Here is an 18,041-nt window from a genome sequence, read left to right as displayed (position 1 = left end):
CCCTTTCCAGTCGCTTCATGGGCGCGGGGCGGACGAAGCGCAACCGTCGACCAGCCCCAGCCTTTCGCGCCTCGTCCAGCGCCAGATCATCAACACCGATACGGCGGCGAGCCCGGCGGCGAGGCCGGTCCAGACGCCGACACCGTCCCAGCCCGCCCAGAAGGCCAGCAGGATGGATGTGCCGAGGCCGACCGCCCAATATCCGATCGCCGCATAAATCATCGGAATGCGCGTATCGTGCAGCCCGCGCAGCATGCCCGCGCCGATCACCTGCGCGCCGTCGACGATTTGAAACAGCGCCGCGACGGACAGGAAGGCGGCGGCAAGCGCCACCACCTCCGCATTGGCGGGATCCTTCGTGTCGAGGAAGGCGGCGATCAGGGTGTCCGGAATGCTCCATATCACCAGGGCCATCAGGGTCATGAAACCGGTGCCCAGCGCGAATGCGGTCCAGCCCGCGCGGGTAATCCCTTCGCGGTCGTTGCGGCCATAAGCCGTACCGACACGCACCGTTGCCGCCTGCGCCAGGCCCATTGGCACCATGAAGGTGAAGGCGGCGACTTGGATCGCGATGGCGTGGGCGGCGATGGAGCTGGCCCCGATCAGGCCCATCAGGAACACGGCGGCATTGAAGATGGTGACTTCGAGCCCTAGCGTCACCGCGATGGGCAGACCGAGCTTCCACACCTCGCGAAAGCGCTCCCAGTCGCTGCGCCAAAAATGACCGAACAGGCGGTAACGGCGGAAGCGCGGATGGAACGTGACCACCAGAACCATGCTGGCGAACATGAAGAGATTGGACAGAGAGCTACCGATTCCCGCCCCCATGAGGCCGAGAGCGGGCAGTCCGAACTTGCCGAAGATCAGGCCGTAATTGACGATTGCGTTGACGCAGACGGCGGCGATTCCGACCGCCAGAGACCAGCCCGGCCGTTCCAGCGCGGCGAGGAAATTACGCAGAACGAGGTAGAGCAGATAGGGAAGAAGACCCCATTGCAGCGACCGCACGAACGCCGCGGCGTCGCGGGCCAGTCCGGGCTCCTGTCCAAAGGCGAGCAGGATGGCTTCGGCATTCCAGGTGATAGCCCAGATCGGGACCGCGATCGCAACGGCTGCCCACATTGTCTGCCGCACGGTGCGCCGCACGTCGCGCACGCTATGCGCCTTGCGCCCCAGTTCCCGCGCGATCATCGGCGAGGCCGCGGTGACGAGGCCCATGCCGAAGATGAGGAAAGCGAAATAAAGATTGATGCCGAGCGTTCCCGCCGCGAGCGTCCGGGCCCCGACCCAACCCAAAAGCACCACGTCCGTCGCGTGGATCAGCGCTTGGGCGACATTGGTGAGCACGATCGGATAAGCGAGCGACGCAGTCGCCCGCGCCTCGGCGCGCCACAAATGCCGATCATGAGCCACCAGTGCATGCATGACGCGGCCCTAGCCGCTGTCTACGACCATGAGAACCATATTGTGCTCCGCTCTGGCGATGACTTGGCCGTTCTGGCAATGGCGACGGTATGGCGGACATCCAGAACATCGTCATCCTGACCGGCGCCGGCATTTCCGCGGAGAGCGGCGTCGCGACGTTCCGGGGGCCGGACGGCCTGTGGGAAGGGCATCGCGTCGAGGATGTTGCGACGCCGGAAGCCTTTGCGCGCGATCCGGAGCTGGTGCAGACCTTCTACGATCAGCGGCGGGCGAAATTGAGGTCCGTCGAGCCGAATGCTGCCCATCGCGCGTTGGCGCGGCTGGATGCGGAATGGCCGGGCGAGCTTTTGGTCGTCACCCAGAATGTCGACGATCTCCACGAGCGCGCCGGGGCGGGGCGCGTCCTTCACATGCACGGCGAACTCAAATCCGCCTGGTGCCTCGCCTGCGATGCGCGGGTGAGATGGGAGGAGAATTTGCTGGGCGGTCCGCCCTGCCCTTCCTGCGGCGCATCGGGCCGTCTTCGTCCCGACATCGTCTGGTTCGGTGAAATGCCCTACGAAATGGAGCGCATCGAACGCGCGCTGCATAAGGCCGATCTCTTCGTCAGCATCGGCACGTCCGGCGCTGTGTATCCCGCCGCCGGTTTCGTCCAGACCGCCCGCTATCTCGGCGTCCGCACCTTGGAAATGAACCTGGAGCCGAGCCAGGGCAGCATCTTCTTCCACGAAAGCCGCGTCGGCCTGGCGGGGGAGCTAGTACCGCAATGGGTCGAGGAGATGCTGGCTTCTTGAGCTATTCCACCCAGTCGAGCCCGATCTCGCGATAGAGGCCGCGGTCTTCCTCCCATTTCGGGTTGACCTTTACGTGAAGGAAGAGGTGGACCTTGCGGCCCAGGAGTTCGCTCAATTCCTTGCGTGCCGCCTCGCCGATTTCGCGGATGCGGGTGCCGCGCTTGCCGAGCACGATCGCCTTCTGGCTGTCGCGCCCGACCAGGATCTGCTGGTGGATGGCAACGGAGCCGTCCTTCCTTTCCTCATATTTCTCGGTTTCGATCGCGCTTTCATAGGGCAGTTCGGCATGCAGCTGATGATAGAGCTGTTCGCGGGTGACTTCGGCGGCAAGCATGCGGTCGGTGGCGTCCGACACCTGATCTTCCGGGAAATGCCACGGGCCCTCCGGCATGCGGGCGGCGAGGGCTTTCTTGAGGTCCGTAACCCCATCGCCCGTCGTCGCGGACACCATGAAAATGTCCTCGAAATCCAGCCTTTCGGACAGGCGCGCGGTGAGCGTCAGCAGCTCTTCCTTCGGCGTCACGTCCACCTTGTTGAGGACGAGGATCTTCGGCTCCCGCCGCTGCTTCAGCGTGTCGAGCATCTCCTCGATCCGCCGCGAGAGACCGGTCTTCGCGTCCACCACGAGCGCGATCAGATCGGCGTCCTGCGCTCCGCCCCAGGCTGCGGCGACCATCGCCCGGTCCAGCCGCCTTTTGGGTTCGAAGATGCCCGGCGTGTCCATCAGCAGGATCTGCGCCTCGCCCAGTATCGCGATGCCCATCAGGCGAACGCGCGTCGTCTGCGCCTTGGGGCTGACGATGGCGACCTTCTGGCCGACCAGCGCATTGACCAAAGTGGACTTCCCCGCATTGGGCGCGCCCACGACGGCGACGAGGCCGCATCTTTCACTCATGAGCCCTCCCCCTCGATGGGGGAGGGTTGGGTGGGGGTGATGCCGGGGAAGATTATTGCCCTACGTCGAGCATCACCCCCACCCAGCCTCCCCCATCGAGGGGGAGGGGCTTTCATCGCGATACTAAACGTCGTCAACTCACCTTCTCCAACAATGCTTTCGCGGCGGCCGTCTCGGCTTCCTGCTTGCTTGTGCCTTCGGCCTCGGCCTCCCCGACGCCCTTGATCGCCACCGCCACAACGAAACGGGGGGCATGATGGGCACCGGTGCGGCCCTTCATTTCATAAACCGGCGGACGCTTGTTGTTCGCCGCCGCCCATTCCTGGAGCGCGGATTTGGGATGCTTGGGCGCTTTGCCGTGCCGTTCCGCGCGGTCGCCCCAAGCGGTGCGGATGAAGCCGGCGGCGAGGGGCAGGCCGCCCTCCAGATAAAGGGCGCCGATCAGCGCCTCGACGATGTCGCCGAGGACATTGTCGCTTTCGGTGGCGCCATCCTCGCGCGCCTGCTTGCCGAGGATCGCTTGCGCGCCGACACCCAATTGCCGCCCGACGTCGGCGCATGTCTCCCGCGATACGAGGACATTCAGCCGCCGCGACAACACCCCTTCGGGCTCGGTCGGAAAGAGCCTGTAGATCCAGTCGGCGACGACGAGGCCGAGGACGCGGTCGCCGAGAAATTCCAGCCGCTCATAATGGTCTCCCCCCCGGCTCGAATGGGTGAGGGCGCGGATGAAGAGGGCGGGATCCTTCGGCTTATGGCCGGTCGCGGCTTCGACCCAGGCGATGACGGCGCCGCTCATCAATAAGTCTCGCCGATCCGGTCCCAGCGCGCCGCCGATACCCAAGTCCACGGCTTCGCCCATTCGGCCGACCCATCGGTCGAGAAGAAGGTGATGAGGCCGCGCCCGATCAAATTCTCTTGCCGAAGCATGCCGACCCCGCCTTGGCTCACCGGGAACCGGCTGTCGAGGCTGTCGTCGCGATTGTCGCCCATGACGAAGACATGGCCTTCGGGCACCATGAACACCTCGGTCGTGTCGGCCAGGCTGTCGGCCTGATCGATCACGTCGTAGCTTTTGCCGCCGGGTAACGTTTCGCGATAGCGCGGATAGGCGCAGAGCGTTTCGCCATCCTCACCCTGAACTTCACGCTTCCGGCTGGGATCGACGAAGCGGCAAGGGCTGTTGGGCGATACGGGCATCGGAAAATCGGCGATCCGCGTGCGCTCCACCGCTTCGCCATTGATGTAGAGCTGTCCCTGCCGGACCTGGATCATGTCGCCCGGAAGGCCGATCAGGCGCTTCACATAATCCTGCTCGCTGCCAGGATAGCGAAACACGACGACATCGCCGCGTTCGGGCGGCGTGCCGAGGATGCGGCCGTCGAAGGACAGGAGATCGAAGGGGAAGCTGTAGCGCGAATAGCCGTAAGGCCATTTGGCGACGAACAGATAGTCGCCGATCATCATGCGTGGCAGCATCGACCCCGACGGGATGCTGAAGGCGGCGACGAAGAAGCTCCTCAACAACACGGCGATGACGAAGAGAAGAAGCAGGAACCGCGTGGTTTCCACCAGGCCGCTCCGCTGCTTCGCGGGCGGCGCAGGTGTCATCGTGTCGGCCATGTCGCTGCGATCCATAGCGGCGCTTTCGCTTGGGGGCGATGCCGGGTCAAGCCAAAAGCCCTCCCCCTGATGGGGGAGGGTCCGAGCGAGGAGAAGAGCTAGGCTTTCCGCTTCACGCTCCCTAGATAGGCGGCGAACCAAGGGAGATAAGGCATGAGTGACGCGTGGGCCGCAGTGGAACGGGCGCCGGCGAAGCGGCTGACCGAATTGTTCGCGGCCGAACCCGATCGCCTTTCGCGCCTGACCGTCGAGGAAGGCGGCATTCGCTTCGATTTTTCCAAGACGCACCTGACTCAAGAGCTTCTCGAGGCGTTCGAGGCGCTGGCCGACGCCATGCAGTTCGACCGCGCTCGCGATGCCCTGTTCGCGGGCGAGAAGGTGAATGTCACCGAAGGGCGGGCCGCCGAGCATAGCGCCGAGCGCGGCCATGGGACGCCGGAAAGCGTCGAGCGCGCCCAGGCCTTCCACGCCCGCATGCGGAGCCTGATCGACGCGATCGAGGCGGGAGCCTTCGGACCCATCCGCCATATCCTGCATATCGGCATCGGCGGGTCAGCGCTTGGCCCCGACTTCCTGGTCGATGCCATCGGGCGCGACGAGAGCCGCTACGATGTCGCGGTCGTTTCCAACGTCGACGGCGCGGCGCTAGAGGAGGCGATCCGCCGCTTCGACGCGACCGCGACCCTAGTGGTCGTCGCGTCCAAGACCTTCACGACGACCGAGACGATGCTGAACGCCCGCTCGGCGCTCGCTTGGTTGGAGGAACATGGAGTCGAGGATCCCTACGGCCGCGTCGTCGCGCTGACCGCGTCTCCCGACAAAGCTATCGAATTCGGCGTCGACGAAACCCGCATCCTGCCCTTCTCCGAAACGGTAGGCGGCCGTTATTCGCTCTGGTCGTCTATCGGCTTTCCGGCCGCGCTGGCGCTCGGCTGGGACGCGTTCGAGAGCCTGCTCGAAGGCGCGTCGACCATGGACCGCCACTTCCGCACGGCGCCGCTGCGGGAGAATGCACCGGTCCTCGCGGCCTTTGCCGACCGTTATTATGCCAATGTGCGCGGCGCGCAGACCCGCGCGGTCTTCGCCTATGACGAGCGGCTGCGGCTTCTCCCGCCCTATCTCCAGCAGCTCGAGATGGAATCGAACGGCAAGAGCGTCACTGTGGGCGGGCAGCCGGTTGGGCGCGCCTCGTCCCAGATCACCTGGGGCGGCGTCGGCACCGACGCGCAGCATGCCGTGTTCCAGCTTCTCCATCAGGGTACCCACCTTGTGCCGGTCGAATTCGTCGCCGCCGTCGAGCCGGAACATGGGCTGGAATTCGACCATCACCGCCAGCTGCTGATTAATTGCTTCGCGCAAGGTGCAGCGCTGATGACCGGCAAGCAGGCCGACGATCCCGCCCGCTCCTATCCGGGCGACCGGCCTTCGACGACGATCCTCCTCGACAGCGTCGATCCCCGCACATTGGGCGCGCTGATCGCTTTTTACGAACAGCGCACCTTTGCCAACGCCGTGCTGCTTAACATCAACGCCTTCGATCAGTTTGGCGTGGAATTGGGCAAGGAGATGGCCAAGGCCATCGACAGCGGCGGCTTCGAGTTCGATCCGTCGACCCAGGCGCTGATCGAGCGCGCCTTCGGGCCCGCCGCCAACACCTAAGCATGACTCCAGCGAAAGCTGGAGTCATGCGGTAATTGCAGCTCCGTCTAGACTCCAGCTTTCGCTGGAGTGACGGCAGGGAGAAGAGAATGGCTGATTACGATTACGACCTCTTCGTCATCGGCGCTGGTTCGGGGGGCGTGCGCGCCTCTCGCGTGGCGGCCGCCCATGGCGCGAAGGTCGCGGTGGCGGAGGAGCATCGCGTCGGCGGCACCTGCGTCATCCGGGGCTGCGTACCCAAGAAGATGCTCGTCTACGGCGCCCATTTCGCCGAGGACGTGATGGATGCCGCCCGCTTCGGCTGGCACATCAAGGAATGCAAGTTCGACTGGCCGGTGCTGCGCGACAATGTCGCCGCCGACGTCACCCGGATCGAGGGGCTCTACACCCAGACTCTCGAAAACAATAAGGTCGAAATCTTCCACGAGCGCGCGACGGTAAGCGGGCCCAATGAAGTGACGCTGGCGAGCGGCCGCACGATCAGCGCGGGCAAGATATTGATCGCGACCGGCGCCTGGCCCGCCATCCCGCCGGTCGAGGGCCGCGAGCATGGCATCACGTCGAACGAAGTGTTCGGCCTCGACAAGCTCCCCGAACGGATCGTGATCGCGGGCGGCGGCTATATCGCCAACGAATTCGCCGGCATCTTCCACGAATTCGGAAGCAAGGTGACGCTCGTCAACAGGAGCGACAAGATATTGCGTCACTACGACACGCAGATCCGCGACCGCCTGCTCCAAATCTCGACGATGAAGGGGATCGAATTCCTCTTCCACAATGAATTCACGAAGGTCGAGAAAGTCGACGGCAAGCTCCGCATCCACATGTCCAGCCACGATCCCATCGAGGCCGACATCCTGCTCTTCGCCATCGGCCGCGTGCCGCATACCAAGGGGCTGGGGCTGGAGAGCGCGGGCGTCGAGATCGACAAGAACGGCGCCGTGGTGGTGGACGACGTGAACCGCACGACCTGCCCCTCCATCTTCGCCGTCGGCGACGTGACGAACCGGGTGCAATTAACGCCGGTCGCGATCCGCGAGGGGCAGGCCTTCGCCGACACTTTCTTCGGCAACAAGCCGACCAAGGTGGACTATAGCTGCATTCCCTCCGCCGTGTTCAGCCACCCGCCGCTCGCGGGCGTCGGCCTCACCGAGAGCCAGGCGCGCAACACCTTGGGATCGGTGAAGATCTTCACCTCCGACTTCCGCCCGATGAAGAACGTGCTGGCCGGGCGAAACGAGCGCGCGCTCTACAAGCTGGTCGTGAATGGCGACACCGATGTCGTTGTCGGCGTCCATATGATCGGCCCCGATGCGCCTGAAATCCTGCAGGCCGCCGCCATCGCGGTGAAGGCCAAACTCAAGAAAAGCCAGTTTGACGAGGTGGTGGCGCTTCATCCATCAATGGCCGAAGAATTGGTGCTGATGAAATAAGAGCCACAAGGCCAGCGGAGAGGAACATGGAAGGCTATCAATCCGGAGGCTTCGGCAGTCATTTCGCGACGGAGGCCGTGCCGGGCGCGCTCCCCGAAGGCCGCAATTCGCCGCAGCGGCCTGCCTTCGGCCTTTATGCCGAACAGCTTTCCGGCACCGCCTTCACCGCGCCGCGTCACGAAAACCGCCGCTCCTGGCTTTACCGGATGCGGCCGAGCGCGGAGCATCCGCCCTACCGCCGGTATGAAGGCGCGCAATTGTTCGCGCCTGGCATTGTGAAGGCGCCGGTCGCGCCCAATCGCTTGCGCTGGAACCCGATCGACCTCCCGGCGCAGTCGACCGACCTGATCGACGGCATGGTGACGATGATGGCCAATCGCGATCCGGCCGATCTGACCGGCGTTGCGGTGCACCTCTATGCCGCCAACAAGGACATGCAGCATCGCTGCTTCTTCAATGCCGATGGCGAGATGCTGTTCATTCCGGAACAGGGGCGCCTGACGCTCTACACCGAGATGGGCCGCATCGACATCGGTCCGGGCGAAGTCGCACTCGTCCCCCGCGGCGTCCGCTTCCGCGCCGCGCTGCCGGACGGTAAGGCGCGCGGCTATGTCGCCGAAAATCACGGCGCCCTGTTCCGCCTGCCCGAGCTTGGCCCGATCGGTTCCAACGGCCTCGCCAACCCCCGCGATTTCCTGACGCCGGTCGCGCAATTTGAGGATGCGGAAGGGGAGGTGGAGCTGATCCAGAAATATCTGGGCAGCCTTTGGACCACCACGCTCGACCACTCGCCGCTCGATGTCGTTGCTTGGCACGGCACGCTCGCGCCGTGGAAATACGACCTTTCCAAATTCAACACGATCGGCACGGTCAGCTACGACCATCCCGATCCGTCCATCTTCACCGTTCTCACCAGCCCGTCCGAGACGCCGGGCCGGGCCAATGCCGATTTCGTCATCTTCCCGCCGCGCTGGATGGTAGCGGAAGACACGTTCCGCCCGCCCTGGTTCCACCGCAACGTGATGAGCGAGTGCATGGGTCTGATCCATGGCGCCTATGACGCCAAGGCCGACGGCTTTGCGCCGGGCGCGATGTCCTTGCACAATCTGATGGCTGGTCATGGCCCCGACGTCGCGAGCTGGAAGGGCGCGAGCGAGGCCGAGCTGAAGCCGCACAAGATCGAGGGCACCATGGCCTTCATGGTCGAAAGCTGCTGGCCCTATATGCCGACCAGGTTCGCGCTGGAGACGGACAAATTGCAGGGCGATTATGACGAAGCCTGGGGCGGCTTTCCAAAGGCGCGATTGCCTTGACCTTCACCGTTCGCTTCGAGCGAAGTCGAGAAGCGCTTGCGCTGGCCTACGTGTCTCGACTTCGCTCGACACGAACGGTGTCGGGGGTAAGGGGTAAATGAGCGACATTGTCATCATCGGCGCGGGGCATAACGGCCTGGTCTGCGCTTATTATCTCGCGTCCAGGGGCCTGAAGGTCACCATGCTCGAACGCCGCCATGTCGTCGGCGGCGCAGCGGTGACCGAGGAATTCGCGCCCGGCTTCCGCAACTCCACGGCGAGCTACACTGTCAGTCTGCTCAATCCCAAGGTCATCCGCGACATGCGGCTCTACGACCATGGTCTGAAGGTCGTGCTCCGCAAGATCGACAATTTCCTGCCGACCTTTGGCAGCGATTATCTGCTCTCAGGCCGCGACGGCCTCACGCGGCGGGAGATCGCACGCCATTCGGAAAAGGACGCGGCGGCTTATGACGCTTATTCCGCATCGCTGGAAAAGGTCGTCCGCATCCTCCAGGACTGGTTGCTCCGGGCGCCGCCCAATGCGGGCGGAGGGCTCGCCGACATCCTCGCTCTCCTGAAACTCGGCAATGGAGTGCGCGGCCTCGGCCTGGAGGACCAGCGACACCTGCTCGACTTCTTTACGAAGAGCGCGAGCGACATTCTCAATCGCTATTTCGAAACCGATATCGTCAAGGCGCTGTTCGGCTTCGACGCCATCGTCGGCAATTATGCAAGCCCCGACACGCCGGGTTCCGCCTATGTCCTCCTTCACCATCTGTTCGGTGAGGCGGCGGGGGTGCCGGGCGCCTGGGGGCATGCGATCGGGGGCATGGGCGCGATTACCCAGGCCATGGCAAAGGCGTGCCGTGAAAAGGGCGTGGAGATCGTCCTCGACACGCCCGTCGACGAGATCATCGTCGAAAAGGGCAAGGCGGTCGGCGCGCTCGCGGGCGGCAAGGCCTATTGCGCCAAGGCGGTGGTCGCGGTCGTCCATCCCAAATTGCTCTTCGAAAAGCTAATCCCGCACGGCGCCGTCGCGCCGGAAATCGGGCGCCGCATGCTGGGCTGGGCGAGCGAGTCCGCGACCTTCCGCATGAACGTGGCGCTGTCGCAGCTGCCGCGCTTCACCAGTCTTCCCGAACCCGGCGATCACCTCACCGCCGGGATCATCATGGCCCCATCGCTCGATTATATGGACCGCGCCTATATCGACGCGAAGCGCGACGGCTGGTCGAAGCAGCCGATCATCGAAATGCTGATCCCCTCCACGCTGGACGACAGTCTTGCGCCGGAAGGAAAACATGTGGCGAGTCTCTTCTGCCAGCATTTCCCCTACAATGTGCCCGGCGGCTGGGAAGCGCGGCGGGAGGAAGTCGCGGATCATATCATCGACACGGTCGATGCTTATGCGCCGGGCTTCAAGGCATCGGTCGTCGGGCGGCTGGCCCTTTCACCGCTGGACTTGGAACAGCGCTTCAACCTCATCGGCGGCGATATCTTCCACGGCAAGATGGGCCTCGACCAGCTCTTCTCGGCGCGCCCGATGCTGGGCCATGCCGACTATCGAATGCCGCTCGCCGGATTATATCTGTGCGGGTCTGGCGCGCATCCCGGAGGAGGCGTAACGGGAGCGCCCGGTCACAATGCGGCCCAGGCCGTTCTCGCCGACCGCAAGCTGTGGAGACGATCATGAAAACCCGCGCCGCCATCGCCGTTGCCCCGAACAAGCCGCTCGAAATCCACGAGGTCGATCTGGAAGGGCCGAAGGCGGGCGAGGTGCTGGTCGAGATCATGGCGACGGGCATCTGCCACACGGATGCTTACACGCTGGAGGGCAAGGACAGCGAGGGCATCTTTCCCTCGATCCTCGGCCATGAAGGCGCCGGCATCGTGCGGGAGGTCGGGCCGGGCGTCACCTCCGTGAAGGTCGGCGATCACGTCATCCCGCTTTACACCCCCGAATGCCGCCAGTGTAAGTCCTGCCTCAGCCGGAAGACCAACCTCTGCACCTCGATCCGCGCGACCCAAGGGCGCGGACTGATGCCGGACGGGACGAGCCGCTTCAAGCTCGGGAACGAGACCATTTACCACTATATGGGTTGCTCGACCTTCTCGAACTTCACCGTGATGCCGGAAATCGCGGTGGCGAAGGTGCGGCCCGATGCGCCGTTCGACAAGATCTGCTATATCGGCTGCGGTGTCACCACGGGCGTCGGCGCGGTGATCTGGACGGCGGGCGTCGAGCCCGGCTCCAACGTCGTCGTCTTCGGCCTTGGCGGCATTGGCCTCAACGTCATCCAAGGCGCGAAGCTGGTCGGCGCGGACAAGATCGTCGGCGTCGACATCAATCCCGTCAAGCGCGCCATGGCCGAAGCCTTCGGCATGACCCACTTCATCAACCCGCGCGAGGTCGGCAACGAGCATGTCGTCCAAGCCATCCTCGACATCACCGATGGCGGGGCGGACTACAGCTTCGACTGCACGGGCAATACGGACGTGATGCGCCAAGCGCTGGAATGTTGCCACCGCGGCTGGGGCGAGAGCGTCATCATCGGCGTCGCCGAGGCGGGCCGGGAAATCTCCACCCGCCCGTTCCAGCTCGTCACCGGCCGCGTCTGGAAAGGCTCGGCCTTCGGCGGGGCGCGGGGGCGGACGGACGTGCCGAAAATCGTCGACTGGTACATGGACGGCAAGATCGCCATCGATCCGCTCATCACCCACATCATGAAGCTGGACGACATCAACAAGGCATTCGACTTGATGCATCAGGGCGAGAGCATTCGGAGCGTGGTGGTTTATTAAAGGGCAAAGGAAACGCTAGGTGTACAGCCACATGATGGTCGGATCGAACGATATCGAGCGGTCTCGCCGATTCTACGACGCGCTGTTCGATGCGATGGGCGCGAAGCCGGGACGCGACGACGACAAAGGCCGCCTGATGTATTTTCATAAAGGCGGAATCTTTTTGGTCAGCCCGCCGATCGATGGCCAGTTGGCTACCCACGGAAATGGGTGCACGATCGGCTTCGCGGTCGACAGCCCGGAGCAGGCGGATGTCTTCCATGCTGCCGGTGCCGCGAACGGGGGCACCGCGATCGAAGATCCGCCCGGCTGGCGCGAAAATCCGTTCGGACCCTTCTATCTTGCCTATCTGCGCGATCCTGACGGGAACAAGCTCTGCGCCCTCTATCGCGAACCATGATGGATACGCTTTTAGTAGCGCGCGCCCATGGGGGCACCCAGCATGCGGTCAGTCACCGCAGCCGCGCCACGGGAACAGACATGACCTTTTCCGTCTTCGTGCCGCCGCAGGCGAATGACGGCACCCCTTGCCCGGTGGTCTGGTATCTGTCCGGCCTCACCTGCACCCACGCCAATGTGACCGAGAAAGGCGAATATCGCCGCGCTTGCGCCGAGCTCGGCCTGATCTTCGTCGCGCCGGACACCAGCCCGCGCGGTCCCGGCGTGCCGGACGATGAAGCCTACGACTTCGGGCAGGGCGCAGGTTTCTATGTGGATGCTACGGAAGCACCCTTTTCCACGCATTATCGCATGTACAGCTACATCGTGGACGAGCTTCCGGACGCGGTCGCTTCGGCTTTTCCAGTGGACCTCGCGCGTCAGTCCATCACCGGCCATTCGATGGGCGGGCACGGCGCGCTCACCATCGCGCTCAGGAATCCGGATCGCTTCCGCAGCGTCTCGGCCTTCGCGCCCATCGTCGCGCCCTCCCAAGTGTCGTGGGGCGAAAAGGCGCTTGGCGGCTATCTGGGGAAGGACCGCGCCACCTGGCGGCGCCACGATGCCGTCGCGCTGATCGAGGACGGCGCCCGTCTGCCGGAATTGCTCGTCGACCAGGGCGCTGCCGACTCTTTCCTGAAAAAGGAGTTGAGACCCGAATTGCTCCAGGCCGCTTGCGCCGCCGCCGGCATCCCGCTCACCCTGCGGATGCAACAGGGTTACGATCACTCTTATTATTTCGTCTCCACCTTCATGGAGGATCACCTGCGCTGGCACGCGGAGCGCCTGCTGGCGTGAGCGCGCTCCTCAACATCCTCGTGCAGACGGCGCTGGAAGCCGGTGCCGAGATCGAGGCGATTTACGGCGCGGGGTGCGCGACGGACTATAAGGAGGACGGCTCCCCAGTCACCGAAGCCGACCGCAAGGCCGAAGCGATCATCCTCGCGCGCCTCGCCACCTTTTATCCGGATATTCCGATCCTTGCCGAAGAGGAGGCCTGCGCCGGGCGCATCCCGGACCTCGGCCGCCGCTTCTTCTGCGTCGATCCGCTGGACGGCACCAAGGGTTTCGTCCAGCGCAACGGCGAATTCACCGTCAACATCGCCCTCGTCGAAAACGGCGCGCCGGTCGCGGGGGTCGTCTATGCGCCGGACAGCCACGCCTTATTCTATGGCGCGAGAGGCGAGGGCGCATTCCGCCAGCGCGAGGGCTCCGTCCTCCAACCCATCCGCACCCGGCCCCGGCCGGAGGCGGGATTGACCGCGATCGGCAGCCGCAATCACCAAAAGCCGGAAACCGACGCCTGGGTCGCCGGGAAAGGCATAGCCGAATTCCTGCCCTCCGGTTCTTCCCTCAAATTCTGCCTGATCGCGGAAGGATCGGCGGATGTCTATCCACGACACGGCCCGACGATGGAGTGGGACACGGCGGCGGGGCAGGCGGTGCTGGAAGCGGCGGGCGGGCGCGTGATGATGCTCGATGGCGATTGCGAAATGGGGCCGCTGCGTTATGGAAAGGTCGAGACGGGATTCCTCAATCCGAATTTCGTCGCCTGGGGAATTTGAGGGGGAATTATGACGAAAACGATCCTAGCTATTGTAACGAGCGGCGCCGCGCTGATGGCGAGCTCGGCCGGCCTGGCGCAGACCCGCACCGATCAGACGGCGCTGATGTCGACCAATCCCGGCATGCGGCAATTTCAGGACCAATACGGTTTTTCCGATGCCGTGATCGCCGGGGACATGATCTTCGTGTCGGGTATCGTCGCGGGAACGCGGGCCGGCGATATCGAAGCATCTTACGACAATGCCTACCGGGTCATTGGGCGCATCTTGGAACGCGCCGGTGCGAGTCATGACGATATCGTCGACATCACGTCGTTTCACACCGATATTACGACGCAGATCGACGCTTTGTCGAAGGTCCAGAAGAAGTATTTGAAGGCGCCATACCCGGCCTGGACCGCGATCGACGTCGATCGCCTGCTGCCCGACGACGGCCTGACCGAAATCAAGATCGTCGCGCGCAAGCCGGCCGCAAAATAAGGAACAAGGGCGGCGCGGCAGGGTTGCACCCGGCAAGGAGATTCCGGCCATGACCCAAGCCATCGGCTATGCCGCGCCGTCGGCGAACGCGCCGCTTGCGCCCTTTCATTTCGAACGGCGCGCCCTTCGCGAGGGGGATGTCGCCATCGACATCCTCTATTGCGGCGTCTGCCATTCGGACATCCACACCGCGCGCAACGAATGGCATAACAGCGTCTATCCGGCGCTGCCCGGCCATGAGATCGTCGGCCGGGTGACGGCGGTGCATCCGTCGGCGACGCGCCACAAGGCGGGCGACATGGTGGCGGTCGGCTGCATGGTCGATTCCTGCCTGGAATGCCGGGAGTGCAAGGCGGGGTACGAGCAGCATTGCCTCAACGGCGCGACGCTGACCTATAACAGCCCGGACCGGCAAACCGGCGAAAATACCCTTGGCGGCTATTCCGACCATATCGTGGTGCGCGAGGAATTCGTGCTGCGCGTGCCGGACGGCCTCGATCCGATGCGCGCCGCGCCGCTGCTGTGCGCCGGGATCACCACCTGGTCGCCGCTCACCCGCTTCCATGTCGGGCCGGGCAAGGAGGTCGCGGTGGTGGGCCTTGGCGGCCTCGGTCATATGGGCGTGAAGTTCGCGGCTGCATTGGGCGCCAATGTGACGATGATCACCACGTCGCCGGAAAAGGGCGAGGATGCCCGCCATCTCGGCGCGCATGAGGTTCTTCTGTCCACGGACCGGGACCAGATGAAGGCGTCGCGCTCCCGCTTCGATTTCATCCTCAACACGATTCCCGTGGCGCACGACCTTCATCCCTATCTCCAGCTTCTTCGCCGCGAAGGCGCGATGGTGCTGGTCGGCGCGATCGAGCCGTTGCCCTCGATCCACGGCGGCATGCTCGTGTCCAACGACCGCCTCGTCGGCGGCTCGGCGATCGGCGGCATTCCTCTCACCCAGGAGATGCTCGACTTCTGCGCCGAGCGGAACATCCTGCCCGATTGCGAAGTGATCGCGATGCAGGACATCAACGAGGCTTATGCGCGGATGCTGAAGAGCGACGTCAAATATCGCTTCGTTATCGACATGGCGTCGCTGAAGCAGGAGAAGGAAGCCGCCTGATCGTGCATCGGCGGTTAAACTGACAAGCTTTAGGCGTTCGCACGCGCAACATGTCAGCTTTGTCAGTTTTCGCGCCCCTCGTCGCGGAAGATGTTCTTCCGGTTCAGCCTACAAAGAGAAAGAGCAGGCGGCTGTACTAGCATGGCCAATGCCTTGTAGGAAAATGGTTTAGCGGGCCGTCAAGCTGGACTTGATCCGGGGTCTATGAACACTGTCTTTTCGGATAGGTCCGTGTTCATAGATGCCGGATCAAGTCCGGCATGACGAGCCTGTGCGGAGGTGGGATGAAATGTGGCTATGGTCGCTCCATCCCGCTCTTGATCTCGATCTTGCGGCCTTTCGCCGCGTCTTCCGACTTGGGAATCGTGATCGTCAGCATGCCGTCCTTGAACTGCGCGTCGCAGGCATCTTCCCTGACGCCGCGCGGCAGGGCGACCTGGCGTTCGAAACGGCCGAAATAGCGTTCGGAATAGCCGCGTTCCTTATCCTCGCGCTCGTCCTTCCGCTCGCCGCTCAGCATCAGCATGCCATCCTCGATACGCAGGTCGATATCTTCCTGGCGCATGCCGGGCAGCTCGGCGGTGATCCTGACCTGATCGTCGGTTTCCTCCACGTCGATGCTCGGCCAAGCCATGACGCTTCGCCCGGCCCCATTTCCGCCGAAGCTCGGGAAGCGACCGCCCAGCACATCGGTCAGCATCCGGTCCATTTCGTGCCGCAGGTCCATCATCGCGCCGCTGCCGCCGTAACGGCTCATGCGGTTTCGATCGCGATTCCAGGGCATCAAGTCTCTGTTCGTCATCGCATCCTCCTGACTTTCATTTGAAAAAGGAGGGGAGCATCGCTTCGCTCCGCCGGAGCGAAAACGTTCAGGACCAAGCACCGTTCCGTTTTTCAGGAATTGAGCAATCCATAAAGCGGGCCGCGTCAGATGATGGGATGACGCTCCCAATTGGGCGCGTCGACCCGCTTGGATATCCCCTTATGCATGGAGCGCACCGTGTTGCTCGCCGTATTGACGAACAGGAAGGGGATGAAGGCGTGGACGATGCAAGCGAAGCCGCTGCCGACCAGCCTCAGCCCGGATTTCAGCGCATGGCCGAGATGCTGGAAATAACTCTCGCCCATATCGCGGGGATGGCGGGTGAAGGGGTTGTCGAGCATCTTGTCCCGTACCGGATGGAATGAGGGGAAACCCTTACCACATTCGCCGCCCCCGGGCCAATTATCCGTACGGGCGGCGCGCGAAGTTCGCTATTCCCCTGCCGCACCGGTTCGATAATATAGGCATCCCATTCAGGAAGGGTTTGAAATGAACAAGCTGATCGCCGCCGTCACGCTGATCATCGGCTTGCCTGCCATCGCTTCGTCCCAGCAGGCCCCGGCGCCCGGCAAGATGGCGTGCTGCGAAGAGATGAAGGCGCAGGGCAAGGAGTGTTGCTGTGAGGATATGGGCCATGGCGATCATGCCGCCCATGGCGATCAAAAGAGCAATATGCCGGAAACCTCGCACAATCATTGATAGGTTCTTCGCCTGAGGAATGGCGGAAAACGGGACCGGCCCGATCCGCCCTTCCTTGGCCGGGCAGCGCGGCGCCGGACTGACCGCCCATCTGCCCATGGTCCGCATGCCGGTCTTGTCGAACGGCCGCCGTTCCGACTAGGGCGGCGCAAAAGCCCTTAGCAGAGGAATAGCCATGAAATTGGGTAGTCACATCGCCGCCGTCGTTACCGGCGCCGCGTCCGGACTTGGCGAGGCGACCGCGCGCGCGCTGGCGGAAAAGGGCGTGAAGGTCGCCCTGTTCGACCGCGATGCGGAAAAAGGCGAGAAGGTCGCGGCCGAGATCGGCGGCGTGTTTTGCCAGGTCGACGTGACGTCGGACGAGGCGGTGAATGCGGGCTTCGAAAAAGCGCGCGCCGCGCACGGGCAGGAGCGCATCCTCGTCAATTGCGCGGGCGTCGCCAATGCCGTGAAGACGGTGGGCCGCGACAAGGAAACGGGCGCGGTGAAGCGTTATCCGATGCACCAGTTCGAGCTTGCCATCCAGATCAACCTGATCGGCACCTTCCGCATGATTGCGGCTTCGGCAGCGGGCATGGCGGACCTGGAGCCGATGGAGGATGGCGAAAAGGGCCTGATCATCAACACCGCGTCCGTCGCGGCGCAGGACGGGCAGATCGGACAGGCGGCCTATTCGGCGTCGAAGGCTGGCGTGCTCGGCATGGCCCTCCCCATCGCCCGCGACCTGATGAACGAGGGCATTCGCGTCAACACGATCCTGCCGGGCGTGTTCAAGACGCCGATGGTCGCGATGATGCCGCAGAACGTGCAGGACGCATTGGGCGCGCAGGTGCCGTTTCCGAAGCGGCTCGGCCAGGCGGAGGAATATGCGCGGCTGGCGGTGTTCATGGCGGAGAATGTGTATCTGAACGCCGAATATGTGCGGCTGGACGGCGGGATCAGGATGGCGCCGCGTTGACCTAAAGCCCTCCCCCTCTGATGGGGGAGGCTGGGTGG

The 18,041-nt window shown here is 63.9% G+C and carries 20 protein-coding genes; 14 read left to right on the top strand and 6 right to left on the bottom strand.

Features of this window, described 5'->3' with window-relative positions; all coding sequences use genetic code 11:
* Positions 1–15 precede the first annotated feature (15 nt).
* Positions 16–1,425 carry an MATE family efflux transporter gene (locus IC614_RS06085; RefSeq protein WP_200972990.1) on the bottom strand — a complete coding sequence of 470 codons (1,410 nt, stop codon included), beginning with the start codon at positions 1,423–1,425 and terminating at the stop codon, positions 16–18.
* Positions 1,426–1,514: 89 nt separating this feature from the next.
* Between IC614_RS06085 and IC614_RS06080 the strand changes: the two genes are divergently transcribed.
* Entirely contained in the window at positions 1,515–2,219 is a 705-nt protein-coding gene (locus IC614_RS06080) for an NAD-dependent deacylase (RefSeq protein WP_200972989.1), read from the top strand.
* 1 nt (position 2,220) lies between these two features.
* Here the strand turns inward: IC614_RS06080 and era are convergent, their stop codons facing one another.
* The 3 genes from era to lepB form a co-directional block, all read right to left on the bottom strand.
* A complete protein-coding gene (gene era / locus IC614_RS06075) occupies positions 2,221–3,114 on the bottom strand; it encodes a GTPase Era (protein ID WP_200972988.1) in 894 nt (297 codons plus the stop codon).
* 133 nt (positions 3,115–3,247) lie between these two features.
* Complete coding sequence (gene rnc / locus IC614_RS06070) at positions 3,248–3,913, bottom strand: ribonuclease III (RefSeq protein ID WP_200972987.1); 666 nt, start codon at positions 3,911–3,913, stop codon at positions 3,248–3,250.
* Complete coding sequence (lepB, locus tag IC614_RS06065; protein WP_200973122.1) at positions 3,913–4,725, bottom strand: signal peptidase I; 813 nt, start codon at positions 4,723–4,725, stop codon at positions 3,913–3,915. The genes rnc and lepB overlap by 1 nt, the downstream gene beginning before the upstream one ends.
* A 165-nt stretch (positions 4,726–4,890) precedes the next feature.
* Between lepB and pgi the strand changes: the two genes are divergently transcribed.
* The 10 genes from pgi to IC614_RS06015 all read left to right on the top strand — a co-directional run bounded on the left by pgi (position 4,891) and on the right by IC614_RS06015 (position 15,523).
* Positions 4,891–6,396, top strand: coding sequence for a glucose-6-phosphate isomerase (pgi, locus tag IC614_RS06060; protein ID WP_200972986.1), 1,506 nt, complete (start codon positions 4,891–4,893; stop codon positions 6,394–6,396).
* An 89-nt stretch (positions 6,397–6,485) separates the two neighbouring features.
* Positions 6,486–7,829: a glutathione-disulfide reductase gene (gene gorA, locus IC614_RS06055; RefSeq protein WP_200972985.1), complete on the top strand. Its 1,344-nt coding sequence runs from the start codon at positions 6,486–6,488 to the stop codon at positions 7,827–7,829.
* Positions 7,830–7,855: 26 nt separating this feature from the next.
* Positions 7,856–9,142 (top strand): homogentisate 1,2-dioxygenase, encoded by a 1,287-nt coding sequence (hmgA, locus tag IC614_RS06050; protein ID WP_200972984.1) that lies wholly within the window; start codon positions 7,856–7,858, stop codon positions 9,140–9,142.
* 97 nt (positions 9,143–9,239) lie between these two features.
* Positions 9,240–10,817 (top strand): phytoene desaturase family protein, encoded by a 1,578-nt coding sequence (locus IC614_RS06045; protein WP_200972983.1) that lies wholly within the window; start codon positions 9,240–9,242, stop codon positions 10,815–10,817.
* On the top strand, positions 10,814–11,926 hold the full coding sequence (locus IC614_RS06040) for an S-(hydroxymethyl)glutathione dehydrogenase/class III alcohol dehydrogenase (protein ID WP_200972982.1): 1,113 nt from the start codon (positions 10,814–10,816) through the stop codon (positions 11,924–11,926). The genes IC614_RS06045 and IC614_RS06040 overlap by 4 nt, the downstream gene beginning before the upstream one ends.
* Before the next feature lie 19 nt (positions 11,927–11,945).
* Positions 11,946–12,326 carry a VOC family protein gene (locus IC614_RS06035; protein WP_200972981.1) on the top strand — a complete coding sequence of 127 codons (381 nt, stop codon included), beginning with the start codon at positions 11,946–11,948 and terminating at the stop codon, positions 12,324–12,326.
* Complete coding sequence (gene fghA, locus IC614_RS06030) at positions 12,326–13,162, top strand: S-formylglutathione hydrolase (RefSeq protein WP_200973121.1); 837 nt, start codon at positions 12,326–12,328, stop codon at positions 13,160–13,162. The genes IC614_RS06035 and fghA overlap by 1 nt, the downstream gene beginning before the upstream one ends.
* Positions 13,159–13,929, top strand: a complete 771-nt coding sequence (cysQ, locus tag IC614_RS06025; protein WP_200972980.1) for a 3'(2'),5'-bisphosphate nucleotidase CysQ — start codon at positions 13,159–13,161, stop codon at positions 13,927–13,929. The genes fghA and cysQ overlap by 4 nt, the downstream gene beginning before the upstream one ends.
* Before the next feature lie 9 nt (positions 13,930–13,938).
* Positions 13,939–14,409 carry a Rid family hydrolase gene (locus IC614_RS06020; RefSeq protein ID WP_200972979.1) on the top strand — a complete coding sequence of 157 codons (471 nt, stop codon included), beginning with the start codon at positions 13,939–13,941 and terminating at the stop codon, positions 14,407–14,409.
* 49 nt (positions 14,410–14,458) lie between these two features.
* Positions 14,459–15,523: an NAD(P)-dependent alcohol dehydrogenase gene (locus IC614_RS06015; protein ID WP_200972978.1), complete on the top strand. Its 1,065-nt coding sequence runs from the start codon at positions 14,459–14,461 to the stop codon at positions 15,521–15,523.
* A 295-nt stretch (positions 15,524–15,818) separates the two neighbouring features.
* On the opposite strand, the gene IC614_RS06010 is transcribed toward IC614_RS06015, so the two are convergent.
* Together IC614_RS06010 and IC614_RS06005 are read right to left on the bottom strand one after the other, a co-directional pair.
* Positions 15,819–16,325, bottom strand: a complete 507-nt coding sequence (locus IC614_RS06010; RefSeq protein ID WP_200972977.1) for an Hsp20/alpha crystallin family protein — start codon at positions 16,323–16,325, stop codon at positions 15,819–15,821.
* A 125-nt stretch (positions 16,326–16,450) separates the two neighbouring features.
* A complete protein-coding gene (locus tag IC614_RS06005; protein WP_200972976.1) occupies positions 16,451–16,687 on the bottom strand; it encodes a DUF6356 family protein in 237 nt (78 codons plus the stop codon).
* A gap of 148 nt (positions 16,688–16,835) precedes the next feature.
* Here IC614_RS06005 and IC614_RS06000 point away from each other — a divergent pair, with 148 nt between their 5' ends.
* The 3 genes from IC614_RS06000 to IC614_RS05995 are packed head-to-tail and all read left to right on the top strand — an operon-like array spanning position 16,836 to position 18,003.
* On the top strand, positions 16,836–17,045 hold the full coding sequence (locus IC614_RS06000; RefSeq protein WP_200972975.1) for a hypothetical protein: 210 nt from the start codon (positions 16,836–16,838) through the stop codon (positions 17,043–17,045).
* Positions 17,046–17,064: 19 nt separating this feature from the next.
* Positions 17,065–17,187 carry a hypothetical protein gene (locus IC614_RS12390; RefSeq protein ID WP_264175506.1) on the top strand — a complete coding sequence of 41 codons (123 nt, stop codon included), beginning with the start codon at positions 17,065–17,067 and terminating at the stop codon, positions 17,185–17,187.
* A 33-nt stretch (positions 17,188–17,220) separates the two neighbouring features.
* Positions 17,221–18,003 carry an SDR family NAD(P)-dependent oxidoreductase gene (locus IC614_RS05995; RefSeq protein WP_200972974.1) on the top strand — a complete coding sequence of 261 codons (783 nt, stop codon included), beginning with the start codon at positions 17,221–17,223 and terminating at the stop codon, positions 18,001–18,003.
* The last annotated feature ends 38 nt before the right edge of the window (positions 18,004–18,041 follow it).

The organism is Sphingosinicella flava (assembly GCF_016025255.1).
Taxonomy (GTDB): domain Bacteria; phylum Pseudomonadota; class Alphaproteobacteria; order Sphingomonadales; family Sphingomonadaceae; genus Allosphingosinicella; species Allosphingosinicella flava.
This window is presented reverse-complemented; position numbering and strand designations above follow the sequence as displayed.